The following is a 13,104-nucleotide window of genomic DNA, read 5'->3' as shown; positions in this document are numbered from 1 at the left end:
GCGCAATCGTTCCGCCGCCATAGAGAAACGGTCTGGAGATGAGCGCAGCGTACTAATCTGTAGTAAAATTTCAGATACTAAATTCAGGAAGGAACGAACATGGCGCTCCACCCCGTAGTAGAACAGGTCACCAATCGCATCATCCAGCGCAGCAAGCGCTCGCGCGCAGCCTATCTCGAACATCTCGAAGCGGCCCGCATCAAGGGCGTCCAGCGCGGCGCCCTGTCGTGCACCAACCTGGCCCACGGCTTTGCCGCCTTCCCGGCCAACGACAAGCTGAAGCTGCGCGAATACAAGGAACCGTCGGTCGCCATCGTTTCTTCCTATAACGACATGCTGTCGGCGCACCAGCCGTTCGAGTATTTCCCGAAGGTGATCAAACAAGCCGTGCGCGAAGTCGGCGCCGTGGCCCAGTTCGCCAGCGGCGTGCCGGCCATGTGCGATGGCGTGACGCAAGGCCAGCCAGGCATGGAGCTGTCGCTGTTCTCGCGCGACACCATCGCCATGGCGACCGCGGTCGGCCTGTCGCACAATATGTTCGACGCCGCCCTGTACCTGGGCATCTGCGACAAGATCGTGCCGGGCCTGCTCATCGGCGCGCTGCACTTCGGCCACATCCCGGGCATCTTCGTGCCGGGTGGCCCGATGACCACCGGCATCTCGAACAAGGAGAAGGCCGCGATCCGCCAGCGCTACGCCAAGGGCGAGGCCACCCGCGAAGAACTGCTCGAAGGCGAGTCGGCTTCTTACCACGGCGCCGGCACCTGTACCTTCTACGGCACCGCCAACAGCAACCAGATGCTGATGGAAGTCATGGGCCTGCACTTGCCGGGTTCGGCCTTCATCACGCCGGGCACGCCGCTGCGCGACGCGCTCACCGCCGCCGCGGCCCAGCGCGCGGTCGCGATCTCGCAGCAGGGCGGCGACTACATGCCGATCGGCCACATCGTGGACGAGAAAAGCATCGTCAACGCCATCGCCGCGCTGCACGCCACCGGCGGCTCGACCAACCACACGCTGCACCTGGTGGCGATCGCGCGCGCGGCCGGCATCGTGATCGACTGGAACGATTTCGACGAGATGTCGAAAGTGGTGCCGCTGCTGACCCGCATCTATCCAAATGGCGACGCCGACGTGAACCACTTCCAGGCCGCGGGCGGCCCGGGCTTCGTGATCCGCGAACTGCTCGACGCCGGCCTGGCGCACGAGGACGTCAACACCATCCTCGGCCGCGGCTTGCGCAATCACTGCAAGGAGCCGTTCCTGGGCGAAGACGGCAAGGTCGTGTTCCGCGACGCCGCGCCAGTGAGCGGCGACGAGAACGTGCTGCGTCCGGCCACCAACCCGTTCAACAACAACGGCGGCATGGTGCTGGTGAAGGGCAACCTGGGCCGCGCGGTAATGAAAGTCTCGGCGGTCAAGAAAGAACACTACGCGGTCGAAGCGCCGGCGCTGACCTTCGATTCGCAGGAAGACTTCATGCACGCCTATAAAGACGGCAAGCTGAACCGCGACTTCGTGGCCGTGGTCCGCTTCCAGGGCCCGCGCGCCAACGGCATGCCGGAACTGCACGCGCTGACCCCGGCGCTGGCCAATCTGCAGGATGCCGGCTACAAGGTCGCGATGGTCACCGACGGCCGCATGTCGGGCGCGTCCGGCAAGGTGCCGGCGGCGATCCACGTGTCGCCCGAGATCCTGGCCGGCGGTCCGCTGGGCCTGGTGCGCGACGGCGACATGATCCGTGTCGACGCGAATACCGGCACCATGGAAGCGCTGGTGCCGGCGGACGTCTGGGCCCAGCGCAAGCAGGCCACGGCAGACCTGACCTCGAGCCACATTGGCATGGGCCGCGAACTGTTTTCCATGTTCCGCAATTCGATCAGCGCGGCGGAGGAGGGTGCAGCCACCTTCCCGCTGCCGTCGCCGAAACAGACCGTCGTGCCGCTGCACGATGGCATTGACGCCGGCGAGATCATCCCCGGCTCCGACGAAGACCATCTTTTCAGGACCACTAAGTGAGCCATCAATGAGTCAACCAATGAGCCAACCAATGACCCTACTTGAAATCATGCGCTCGGCGAGCGTCATCCCCGTCATCGCCATCGACGACCCCGACCACGCCGTGCCATTGGCCAAGGCCCTGGTGGCGGGCGGCATCCGCGTGCTGGAAGTGACCCTGCGCACCGAGCACGGCCTGGGCGCGATCCGCGCCATGAGCCAGGTCGAAGGCGCCATCGTCGGCGTCGGCACGCTGACCCAGCCGGAAGAATTCGCCGCCTCGCGCGACGCCGGCGCCGTGTTCGGCGTCTCGCCGGGCCTGACCCAGTCGCTGATCGACGCGGCCAAGTCGAGCGGCCTGCCGCTGCTGCCGGGCGTGATGACGCCGTCCGAAGTGATGGCGGCGCGCGAGCAGGGATTCCGGCAACTGAAGCTGTTCCCGGCGGTGCCGGCGGGCGGCGTCGGCATGCTCAACGCGATCGGCGGCCCGCTGCCTGACGTGACCTTCTGCCCGACCGGCGGCATCTCGATCGAGAGCGCGCCGAAATTCCTGGCCTGCAAGAACGTGGCCTGCGTGGGCGGCTCGTGGCTGACCCCGAAGGATGCGATCGCGGCCGGCGACTGGGCGCACATCACCGAGCTGGCCAAGGCCGCGGCGGCGCTGCGCGCGGCCTGACGCTCGAGAGATCGCATGCTGCGATCGCGCTATCCCTCCCGTTTTCGCCCGCTCAGCGAGGGCGAGACGGCGATGGCGTCGCTGCTGTTCGGCGACGCCATCGACTACCGCCGGGTACGGGTGTACAACCGGCGCTACATGCCGTTCCAGCCGCGTAACTGCGCGATGACGCCGAACGGCAGCATGTATTTCCATCCCTCCTGTTTTTTGCCCGACTATGCGCGCGGCGATCCGCCCGCGATCCACTGGTTCATGCACGAGATGGTGCACGTCTGGCAGCACCAGCTGGGCTATCCGGTGCGGCTGCGCGGGGCTTTCCGCATCGGCCTGTCCTACGGCTACACCCTGCACGACGACGCCACCCTGGCCGACTACAATATGGAAGCCCAGGGCGACCTGCTGGCCGATTATTTCGTGCTGAAATTCTTGAGAAAGCCCGGCGCCATGCGCCAGCAGCGCTACCGCGACAGCATGGCCCTGTTCGAGCGCGTGCTGGCGCCGTTCCTGCGCGACCCGGGCGACCGCGCCAACCTGCACCGCGGGCCGGCGCGCTGGCTGGCGCTGCGCTTGCGGCCTGCCTAGGCCCTAGAAGCTGTGCCGCAAGCCGATATTGAAAGCCCGGTCGCCTGAACCCGCCTCGGCGTTGTTACCCACCGTGTAGCCGGCGCCATTCTTGTTGTCGATCATCCCGTACGAGGTATAGGCGCTGGTGCGCCTGGACAGGGCGTGGAGGTAACCCACCGCGTACTGCACGGCGTCCTGGTTCAGCGCCGTCTTGTCGTTCTTGCGGATGACCGAGGTCACGAAGGTGCCGGCGGCGCCCACCGGGATGGTGGCCCCGACCAGCGTGTCGTCGCCCTCGAGCGTGGGATTGAACTCCCGGCCATAGGGCAGCGGCGTGGCATTGTTCAGCGGCGCGCTGTTCGGTCCCTGGTCCCGGCTGTAGGCGAAGAACACCTTGATCGCCTTGAAGTCGACATTGGCCACGAACAGCGTGTTGCGTCCGCTGGCCGTGCCGGCGAGCGTGGCGTTGTCGTTGTTGCGGTGGTTGTGCGCCAGCCGGGCGTTGACCGCTCCCTTCGAATAATTGAGGCCGACGTTGTACTGGCGTCCGGCCCCGCTGCTCGCGCCGCTGACTTCGCCCAGCGAATACAAAACTTCCGCGCTGAAGCCGTTCTTCACCGGCGTCGCGTAGATGATCGAATTGTTCGCGCGCAGGTTGGCGCCCGCGACCGGGAACAGGTTCTTGGCGCTCCCCGACATGCCGCTGCCGAAAGGATCGCCCACCTGGCCCAGGGCGTTGTAGGTCAGCGTGTACTGGCGGCCGATGGTGAGGCTGCCGGACTCGCGGCTTTTGAGGCCGACGAAGGACTGGCGGTTGAAGGCCTGGCTCGAAGAAGCCAGGGCGCCGGTGTCGATCGAGATGCCCGCCTCGAGCACGAACAGCGCCGAGACGCCGCCGCCCAGGTCTTCCGAGCCCCGAAAGCCCAGGCGCGAGGCGGACGCCACCCCGCTGCTGACCTTCGTGATATTGCCGGCCGCGCCGCCGCGTTCCGACACGATGCCGGCGTCGGCGACGCCATAGATCGTGAGGTTCGATTGCGCCGTCGCCGCTTTGCTGGCGGCGCCATAGGCGAGTGCGAGCATGGCGATGCGAATCGCCGCCGATGTGTTCATGCCTGTCTCCTTCGATTTTTTTATGGGTGAAGCGTGCTGCTGGACGACGGTGGCTAGATATCCATGTCGAGCAGCACCGAGCTGAGCGACTTGCCATGGGCGTCCAGGGCCAGCGAACGGGTCACGCCGCCGCCGAGGGCGCGCTGCATGACGAAGTTCATCGCGCCTAGTTGCGGCAGCAGGTAGCGCGTGACCTCGCCGTGCACGATGCCGGCGAAATGCCGGCGCACCCGCTCCGCCGTAACGAAGTGTTCGAGCAGGGCGTAGTCTTCCTGGCGGTAAGCGATCAGGGACAGGTTCGAGATGTCCCCCTTGTCGCCGGCGCGCGAATGCGCGATATCGCGTAGTTTCATGTCAGGTCTCCTCGAAGTGGATGGCCGGGGCGACCTGCGCGGCAGGCAGCAGGGTGGAACGGATGGCGACCACTTCGCGCGCCGACTTCGTGGCCCCGCCGCCACCGGCCGGTCCGCAGGTGTACAGGGTCTCGACTTCGTTGCCGACGCGGACCGCCTCACGCATGCTGTCGGCGCGCCCCACCACGCGCAGGCGCACCTCGAGCGGCTCGGCGCCCGGCGCCAGGCTCTCGCCCTGCAGCGGGTTGACGCTGTTCACGCCGATCAGGTCGTAGCGCACTTCGGTCAGCGCCACCCCGGTCAGCGCGAGCCGGCTGGCCACGATCTCCTGCGCCAGGCGCCCGCGCGCCAGGGCGCCCGGCCCGGCGTAGGAGATCTGGCCCTCGCCGACATAGCTGTCGACATAGCCGATCGAGACCTTCAGCATGCCGCTCTTCGGATGGCCGCCGGCGCCGTCGATCGCCACGCGATCCGGCCCGCTCTGGCGCATGGTCACAGCGGAAAAATCGGCCACGACGTCGGGCGTCAGGTAGGCGGCCGGATCGTGGATTTCATACAGCAGCTGTTCGGTGCAGGTGGCGGTGGTCACGCTGCCGCCGGAACCGGCCACCTTGGTGATCTCGAGGCTGCCGTCGTCGCCGATGACGGCGATCGGGAAGCCCAGCCGCGCCAGGTCGGGGACGTCCTTGCGGCCCGGATCGGCGAAGTAGCCGCCGCAGACCTGGCCGGCGCATTCGAGCAGGTGGCCGGCGAGCGTGCCCTGTCCCAGCCGCTCCCAGTCGTCCATCGCCCATCCGAAGGCGTGGATCGCCGGCGCCAGCACCAGGGCGGGGTCCGCCACGCGACCGGTGACGACGATGTCGGCGCCCTGCGCCAGCGCCTCGACCAGCGGCGCCGCGCCGAGATAGGCATTGGCCGACAGCAGACGCTCGCCCAGGGCCTTGACCGGTTCTCCGGTATCGTCCAGGTAGTCGCCCTGGCGCAGCTGATCGAGGACGTCGTCGCCCGTGACGGCGGCGATCTTCAGGCCCTCGATGCCCAGCGAGAGGGCGATTTCCTTGATTTTGGCGGCGGCCGCGAGCGGGTTGGCGGCGCCCATATTGGTGATGATCCTGATGCCCTTGGCGGCGCAGGTCTCGAGCACCGCCAGCATGCGCGCTTCGAGCAGCGGATCGTAGCCGAGCGCCGGATCCTTCATCCTGGCCTGCTGGGCCAGGGCGATGGTGCGTTCGGCCAGGCACTCGAAGATGAGGACATCGAGCTCGCCGCGTTCGGCCAGTTCGAGGGCCGGTTCGATGCGGTCGCCCGAATAGCCGGCGCCGCCACCGATGCGTAGGGTTTTCATCATGGTTTCCTGGATGTGGTCAATGGGGTCTTCAGAAGGGGAACAGGCCGACGAGCACCGCGACGCAGGTCATGAAGACCGTGGTGGCGAACAGGTACGGGATCGTGAAGCGCTGGTGCTCCCCGAGGTCGATGCCGACCAGTCCGACCAGCAGGAAGGTGGCCGGGGTCAGGGGGCTGACCGGGAAACCGGTGGTCATCTGGCCCATCAGCGAGGCCTGGGCCAGCTGCACCGGCGGCACGCCGAGGGCCGCGCCGGCTTCGGCCAGCACCGGCAGCACGCCGAAGTAGAACGAGTCGGGATCGAAAATCAGGCTCAGCGGCATGGACGCAAGGCCGGTGACGAAGGGCAGGTGGCTGGCCAGGCTGGCCGGGATGCTGGCCGCGAGCAGCTGGGCCATCGCGGTCAGCATTCCGGTGCCTTTCATGATGCCGGTGAAGACGCCGGCCGCGAACAGCAGGCTCGCCATCATCAGGGCGGCCTTGGCGTGCGCGTCGACGCGCTTGCGCTGTTCGGCGACGTCCGGATAGTTGATCAACAGGGCCACCACGGTGCCGAGCATGAAGCAGGCGACCGGATCGAGCGTGTTGGTGATCATCGTCGCCAGCACCACGATCACGAGCAGCACGTTGACGATGAAGCGCCGCGGCCGGCGCAGCTTCAGCTGTTCTTCGTCGATCTCGTGCACATGATGGCTTGCCGCGCCGGCGCTGGCGCCGGCCAGCATGGCGCCGGCCAGGCCGAGGCGGCGCTGTTCGCGCATGCCCATCAGCCAGGCGCAGGCGAAGACGAACAGCATGCCGGCGATCTGCACCGGCACCATGGGCAGGTAGAGCTCGGACATCGGGATGTGCAGCGCCGCCGAGGCGCGCAGCGTCGGTCCGCCCCAGGGCAGGGCGTTGGCGACGCCGGCGGCCATGGCGACGATGCAGGCCAGGATGCGCTTGTCCATCTGCAGCTTGATATACAAGGGCAGCATCGCCGGCACCACCACCAGGAAGGTGACCGCGCCGGAGCCGTCGAGGTGGACGATCGCCGCCAGCACGGCGGTGCCGAGCGTGATGCGGGCGGGATGGGTGCCGACGATTTTCAGGACCCCATTGACGATCGGGTCGAGCATGCCGGCATCGGTCAGCACCCCGAAGAACAGGATGGCGAACACCAGCATGCCGGCGATCGGCGCGATCGCGCGGATGCCGTCGGTGATGAAGGTGCCGACCTGGGGGCCGAAGCCGCCTGCCAGCGCGGTGAGCACGGGGATCGCGATCAATGCGACCAGTGCGGACATCTTCCTGCCGAGGATGACGAACAGCAGCGCGAAAATAGTGACGAAGCCGAGGAAGGCCAGCATGGGAAGTCTCCAATCTTTTTTGATGTGCTTGTCGATGCAGCACTTGAGTCCATTCTGGGGTCGCTTGGTTTTTCTTGTAAAATGGATTTTTCCGATTGATTATGCGGTTTTTTCGATAAGTGGCCGGGACGATGCTTCCGAATATCTCCACCAGGCAGCTGCAGGCTTTTCTCGCGCTGGACCAGCACCGTCATTTCACGCAGGCGGCCGAACGCTGCCACCTGTCGCAATCGGCCTTCAGCGCCGTGATCCAGAAGCTGGAAGCGACCGTCGGCGCCAGGCTGGTCCAGCGCGACACGCGCAACGTCACGCTGACCACCGAAGGCGAACTGTTCGTGGAAGTGGCGCGCACGCTGCTGTCCGACCTGGACGCCGCCTTCACCGACATGAGCGATTTCATAGCCCGGCGCAAGGGCAGGGTGGCGCTGGCGGTCCTGCCTTCACTGGCGGCGAACGGCCTGCCGGAGGTGATCGCGCAATACAAGGCGCGCTATCCGGGCATCACGGTGCAGCTGTTCGACGCGCTGTCGGACCAGTGCTTGCACCTGCTGCGGCAGGGAAAGGTCGATCTGGCGCTCACCGCCCCGGGAGCCAACCTGTCGGAATTCGATACCCGCACCTTGTGCAGCGATCCGTTTTTCTTCGTGTGCCGGCGCGACCATCCGCTGGCGCGCAAGCGCAAGATCAGGGTGGCCGACCTGGCGGGCTGTGAATTGATCCACCTGGCGCCGTCGACCAGCGTGCGCCAGCACGTCGACCAGCTCACGCGCGATCTGGCGGTGCGCCATTCCGGGCTCGAGGTCGAACATCTGGCCACCGTGGCCGGCCTGATCGGCCACGGCCTGGGCGTCAGCCTGGTGCCCGAGCTGACGCTGTTCCAGTTCCGCAGCCTGGACCTGGTCGCCATCCCGCTTGAGACGGCCGCCGTGGTGCGGCCGATCCTGATCGTGCAGCGCAAGGACCGGGCCTTGTCGAGTGCCGCCCAGGGGATGCTCGAACTGATCGAGACACGGCTTTCCACGCACGGCCGGCCACGCGGCGCGGCGCCGGTGGACGTCTAGTCGTCCGGCCGGCGCGGCGTGACGTCGCCCGTCCGTGGGGACGGCCTTGCACGAACAGGTCTATTTACGAAGTAATTTGATGGTTTCGTGGACGTCCGTTTGGTGGCTTTTTGGCCGAGCGATGAGGCGAATGCGCCCGAGGTCGTTAGTGTACGCGGCGACGCGCAGGTGGTAGGTCGCCGCGACAGGGGTGACAGGCAAGGCGGATCAGGCGATCGCGTCTTCTTCGACTTCTTCCTGCAAGGTGCGCTCGACACGGCGGGAGGCCGGCTTGCGCACGACCAGTGCGTGGCCGCCCGGTGCGCGCCGGGCGCTGCGCACGGCAGTCTCGTCGCCGACCTTGAACACGCTCACGATCTGCGCCAGCGCGCTCGCCTGTTCCTGCAGCGAGCCGGCCGCGGCGGCGGCTTCTTCGACCAGCGCGGCATTCTGCTGGGTCACGCTGTCCATCTGGGTGATGGCTTCGTTGACCTGCTCGATGCCCATGGTCTGCTCGGCGCTGGCCGAGGCGATCTCGGACATGATGTCGGTCACGCGGGTGATGCCCTCCACGATCTCCTGCATGGTCGTACCGGCTTCGTCGACCAGGCGCCCGCCGGCGTCGACCTTGGCCACCGAGTCGGTGATCAGGCCGCGGATTTCCTTGGCCGCGCCGGCCGAGCGCTGCGCCAGGTTGCGCACTTCGCTGGCCACCACCGCGAAGCCGCGGCCCTGTTCGCCTGCGCGCGCAGCTTCCACCGCGGCGTTGAGCGCCAGAATATTGGTCTGGAAGGCGATGCCGTCGATGACGGCGATGATGTCGCCGATCTTCTTCGACGACTCATTGATCGACGCCATGGTCGCCACCACCTGCGACACCACTTCGCCGCCGTGCGAGGCGATCTGGGACGCGTTCTTGGCCAGGACGTTGGCCTGGCGCGCGTTGTCGGCGTTCTGGCGCACGGTGCCGGTCAGCTCTTCCATCGACGAGGCGGTTTCTTCCAGCGAGCTGGCTTGCTGCTCGGTGCGCGACGACAGGTCGAGGTTGCCCGAGGCGATTTCCTGCGATGCGGTGACGATGGTTTCGGTGCCGGCGCGCACTGCGGTAACGGTCTTGAGCAGGCTTTCGTTCATGGTCCTGAGCGCCCCCGTCAGGGCGCCGAGTTCGTCGCGCGAATCGACGTGGATGTCGGCGGTCAGGTCGCCCGACGCCACTTGCTGGGCCAGGCCGACGGCGCGCGCCAGCGGGTGGGTGATGCTGCGGGTGAGCAGCCAGCCGAACACGGCGCCAATGGCGACCGCGGCGACGCCGATCAGGATCAAGGTGCGCTGCACCGAGGCGCTGATGGCGTCGATGCTGGCATTGGCATCGGCGGCCATCTTTTCCTGGAAGTCGGCCAGCTTGCCGGCGGCCTCGGTATAGGCGCGCATCTCGGGCATGACCTTGGTGTCGAGGAAGGCCAGCAGTTCCGGATTGCCGGCCCCGAGTTCGGTCTTCATCTTGTAGGCCTGGTTGCGCGCCGCGCTGTACTTGGCGCGCTGTTCGATCAGCGCCGTCAGCAGCACCTTGCCGCCGGGGGCGACGATCACTTGTTCGAAGATTTTTTGCAGCTCGCCGGCGCGCTTGCTGATCGCCTTCATGCCCTCTTCGTACGACTGCTCGTCGGCCGGGTCGATGGCCCGGATCTTCGCCACCGTGCTGACGGCGTTGGTGATGATGCCGGCGCGCATTTCCTGGGCCAGCTTGGCTTTCTCGGTGGCCGTCGCCATCTCTTCCTTGGCGTCGGTGATATGTTTCAGCTGCCAGAGCGCGGTGCCCAGCATGATGACCATCATGGCGAGGATGACGGCAAAGGCGGCGCCGAGGCGAACGCCGATGTTGAGATCTTTGATTTTCATGGTTTCCAGTTCCGAGAACAAAAGGCCGGCCAGTGACTTGTTAAATCCAGGCATGTGACGCCAGAGCAACGTCACTGAGTTCGGTCAAAAGTACACGTTGTAGCTGGCCGTGGGAAACCCAAAAGTGTGGTTTTTGCCTCCGATGTTGCGAACAGGAAACGAAATAATGTATGGATGTTACTGGCCAATAACACTTACATATTAGAGTTATCTACTATTCAATATAATTCGGGTATGGATTTATAGTGCCATCATATATATGGCCGGGGCCTATTTTTAACAAATCTTCGACAATCGCCTACAAGGACGAGTGTTTTTCCGCCGCTTCCAGCACGCGCAGCAGGTTGCCGCTCCAGAGCTTTTCCAGGTCGGCGTCCGACATGCCATCCGCCTTCAGGCGCTGGGTGATGCGCGGCAGGTGCGCCACGTTGTCCAGTCCCGTAAGGCCGCCACCGCCGTCGAAATCGGCGCCCATGCACACGTGATCGATGCCGGCCACCGCGATCAGGTGCTTGAGCGAGGCGATGTACTGTTCGAAGCTGGTCTGCCACAACGGTTCGACCGTATCGAGCGCCAGCCACTCCTTGCCCAGCGCGGCTTGCTCGGGCGGCGCCAGCTTGCCGATGTGTTCGAGCCGGTCGAACAGCGCCGCGCGTTGCGGTCCCATCTTCAGTTCGCTCAGGTAGATGGTGGAGGCGCAGATCGCGCCGCCGCCGGCCGCGATTTTCCGGATGCGCTCGTCGTCGATATTGCGCGGGTGGTCGTAGCTGGTGCGCGAGTTCGAGTGCGACAGCAGCAGCGGGGTGGCGGACGATGCCAGCAGCTGGTCGACCGTCGCATCCGACGCGTGGCTGGCGTCGATCACGATGCCCAGCCGGTTCATCTCGCGCACCCAGTCGCGCCCGAGCGGCGACAGGCCGTTCCACGTCGGCTCGTCGGTCGACGAATCGGCGAACTGGTTGTTCTTGCTGTGGACGACTGAATCCCCAACGCTCGGTGCATTGCTCCGCAGCCTGCGCAGCCGCCAGGGCTGGCCCCTGAAGGAAATGAGCGTGAAAAGCGGCATCCCGGTATCCACCTTGTCGAAGGTGGAGCACGGCCAGCTGACGCTGACCTACGACAAGCTGTACCAGCTGAGCCAAAAGCTCGGCATGCGTATGTCGGAACTGTTCGCCGAAGAGCCCGAGGCCGAACCGCCGGTCACGGCGCTCCGCAGCCTGGGCGACCTGCAATCGGCGGTGCGCGTCGAAACGCCCAACTACGATTACCACTACCTGTGCGCGGAGCTGAGGCGCAAGCTGATGATCCCGGTGATCACGCGGCCACGCGCCAAGACGCTCGATGAATTCGGCAGCCTGGTGCATCACTAGGGGGAGGAATTCTCGTACGTCATGAAGGGGACGGTGGTGCTGCACACCGAGTTCTATGACCCGGTGGTGCTTAAGGAAGGGCAGTCGATCTATTTTGATTCGAGCATGGGACATGCCTACTTGGTGGCAGAAGGCTGCGACCAGGTGGAAATGCTGACGGTGATGACTAGTTCAGAAGGGGACCTGGACCAGTCAATCATCCACGCGGCCCATACGCAACTGCTAGATTCTAAATAAAATCCACGTAAGCGTAATGGTACTAAGTGAGCGATTTCGTTTACCTCACTTTAGCCTATCGCTAGGCTTTGTTGAGCAAATCGAGCGAAGGCCGAGCTGACGCTATTTGTAGTTCGTTTTATAACACTGGGACCGTAACCGGGGTTCCCAGCCGAGTAAAGCGGTTCAGCACGGCAGCCCGCACGTATAACTCGGCGACCTGACGGTCGAAGTCTCGCGCCATGACACGTTCGCCCAGCAGCTTGAAGCAGCGCATCTTGGTTTCGACAAGGCTGCGCCGGTGGTAGCCGCTCCATTTCTTCCATATTGCCCGTCCCACCCTTTTTGTCGTCCGCAGGATGTCGTTACGTGCATCGGCACCACAACGGTTTGCCTTCCAGAACTTGGCGTTCTTGCGGGTTGGGATGATGGCATGCGCTTCGCGCAACGCGATCGCCTCGTGACAGTCCTTCGTGTCGTAGGCGCCATCGCCGCTAACGCTGGCAATGCGTTCGTCAGCAGGAATCTGGCTAAGCAACGCTGGCAGGACAGGCGCATCGCCAATGCTGTTGTCGGTCACCTCCATGGCCCGGATTTCGAGTGTGGACGCGTCGATCCCGAGATGCACCTTGCGCCATTGGCGACGGTAGTCCACACCATGTTTCTTGGTCTTCCATTCGCCTTCGCCCAGCATCTTGATGCCGGTGCTGTCCACCAGCAGATGCAAGCCTGTCGTGGTCGGCACGGCGCCGATGGCCACCTGCAGCGTCTTTTGCCGCCGGCTGACCGTGCTGTAGTCCGGCACCGCCCAGTTCAGCCCAGCCAAGTGCAGCAAGCTTTGCGTCATGCCCATGGCCTGGCGCAGCGGTAGATTGAACAAGCACTTGATGCTCAGGCAGAACTGGATCGCCTCGTCGCTGAACGCCTGGCTGCGCCCTCGCTTACCACTCGGCTGGCCGTGCCAGTTCATCGTCGTGTCAAGCCAGATGAGTAGCGAGCCGCGTGCCTTGAGCGCTTCGTTGTACGTTTTCCAATTGGTCGTGCGGTACTTCTGTGGAGCTGGTTTCATCCCGTTCAGGCTACCAGAGCTACGCGTTCTACGCTGGCCGAGCCTGATTTATGCAACAAAGCCCTTTGGATGTGTAGTGCTCTGGCTAGCTCACGAAGATGTTTTTTTGC

The 13,104-nt window shown here is 65.0% G+C and carries 12 protein-coding genes and 1 pseudogene; 6 read left to right on the top strand and 7 right to left on the bottom strand.

The window, feature by feature from the left end:
• Window positions 1–99 precede the first annotated feature (99 nt).
• The 3 genes from edd to KY496_RS12565 are packed head-to-tail and all read left to right on the top strand — an operon-like array spanning window position 100 to window position 3,256.
• A complete protein-coding gene (gene edd / locus KY496_RS12575; protein WP_219864951.1) occupies window positions 100–2,019 on the top strand; it encodes a phosphogluconate dehydratase in 1,920 nt (639 codons plus the stop codon).
• A gap of 31 nt (window positions 2,020–2,050) precedes the next feature.
• Entirely contained in the window at window positions 2,051–2,674 is a 624-nt protein-coding gene (eda, locus tag KY496_RS12570; RefSeq protein ID WP_184240489.1) for a bifunctional 4-hydroxy-2-oxoglutarate aldolase/2-dehydro-3-deoxy-phosphogluconate aldolase, read from the top strand.
• Between the two features lie 15 nt (window positions 2,675–2,689).
• Window positions 2,690–3,256: a Rhs element Vgr protein gene (locus KY496_RS12565; protein ID WP_219864950.1), complete on the top strand. Its 567-nt coding sequence runs from the start codon at window positions 2,690–2,692 to the stop codon at window positions 3,254–3,256.
• Between the two features lie 3 nt (window positions 3,257–3,259).
• On the opposite strand, the gene KY496_RS12560 is transcribed toward KY496_RS12565, so the two are convergent.
• From KY496_RS12560 to KY496_RS12545, 4 genes are read right to left on the bottom strand one after another with little or no spacing between them, the layout of a single operon-like run.
• Window positions 3,260–4,351, bottom strand: a complete 1,092-nt coding sequence (locus KY496_RS12560) for a porin (protein ID WP_005665988.1) — start codon at window positions 4,349–4,351, stop codon at window positions 3,260–3,262.
• A 53-nt stretch (window positions 4,352–4,404) separates the two neighbouring features.
• Window positions 4,405–4,704: a hypothetical protein gene (locus KY496_RS12555; protein ID WP_184239153.1), complete on the bottom strand. Its 300-nt coding sequence runs from the start codon at window positions 4,702–4,704 to the stop codon at window positions 4,405–4,407.
• Window position 4,705: 1 nt separating this feature from the next.
• Window positions 4,706–6,049, bottom strand: coding sequence for an acyclic terpene utilization AtuA family protein (locus tag KY496_RS12550; protein ID WP_184239345.1), 1,344 nt, complete (start codon window positions 6,047–6,049; stop codon window positions 4,706–4,708).
• Between the two features lie 31 nt (window positions 6,050–6,080).
• Complete coding sequence (locus KY496_RS12545) at window positions 6,081–7,424, bottom strand: CitMHS family transporter (RefSeq protein WP_267877525.1); 1,344 nt, start codon at window positions 7,422–7,424, stop codon at window positions 6,081–6,083.
• A gap of 107 nt (window positions 7,425–7,531) precedes the next feature.
• Between KY496_RS12545 and KY496_RS12540 the strand changes: the two genes are divergently transcribed.
• Window positions 7,532–8,461 carry a LysR family transcriptional regulator gene (locus tag KY496_RS12540; protein ID WP_184239154.1) on the top strand — a complete coding sequence of 310 codons (930 nt, stop codon included), beginning with the start codon at window positions 7,532–7,534 and terminating at the stop codon, window positions 8,459–8,461.
• 207 nt (window positions 8,462–8,668) lie between these two features.
• On the opposite strand, the gene KY496_RS12535 is transcribed toward KY496_RS12540, so the two are convergent.
• Both KY496_RS12535 and KY496_RS12530 read right to left on the bottom strand, forming a co-directional pair.
• The gene (locus tag KY496_RS12535; RefSeq protein WP_229520508.1) at window positions 8,669–10,339 is read right to left on the bottom strand and encodes a methyl-accepting chemotaxis protein; all 1,671 of its coding nucleotides are present in this window, start codon (window positions 10,337–10,339) and stop codon (window positions 8,669–8,671) included.
• Between the two features lie 298 nt (window positions 10,340–10,637).
• Window positions 10,638–11,405 (bottom strand): dipeptidase, encoded by a 768-nt coding sequence (locus tag KY496_RS12530; RefSeq protein ID WP_219864947.1) that lies wholly within the window; start codon window positions 11,403–11,405, stop codon window positions 10,638–10,640.
• Here KY496_RS12530 and KY496_RS12525 point away from each other — a divergent pair.
• Both KY496_RS12525 and KY496_RS12520 read left to right on the top strand, forming a co-directional pair.
• Window positions 11,392–11,709: a helix-turn-helix domain-containing protein gene (locus KY496_RS12525; protein ID WP_229409764.1), complete on the top strand. Its 318-nt coding sequence runs from the start codon at window positions 11,392–11,394 to the stop codon at window positions 11,707–11,709. The genes KY496_RS12530 and KY496_RS12525 overlap by 14 nt on opposite strands.
• Before the next feature lie 12 nt (window positions 11,710–11,721).
• A pseudogene (locus KY496_RS12520) lies at window positions 11,722–11,946 on the top strand (cupin domain-containing protein); the annotation flags it as partial.
• Between the two features lie 118 nt (window positions 11,947–12,064).
• Here KY496_RS12520 and KY496_RS12515 read toward each other — a convergent pair.
• On the bottom strand, window positions 12,065–12,994 hold the full coding sequence (locus KY496_RS12515; protein WP_219864945.1) for an IS5 family transposase: 930 nt from the start codon (window positions 12,992–12,994) through the stop codon (window positions 12,065–12,067).
• Between the last annotated feature and the right edge of the window lie 110 nt (window positions 12,995–13,104).

The sequence above is a fragment of the Massilia sp. NP310 genome (assembly GCF_019443485.1).
Lineage (GTDB): Bacteria > Pseudomonadota > Gammaproteobacteria > Burkholderiales > Burkholderiaceae_D > Telluria > Telluria timonae.
This window is presented reverse-complemented; position numbering and strand designations above follow the sequence as displayed.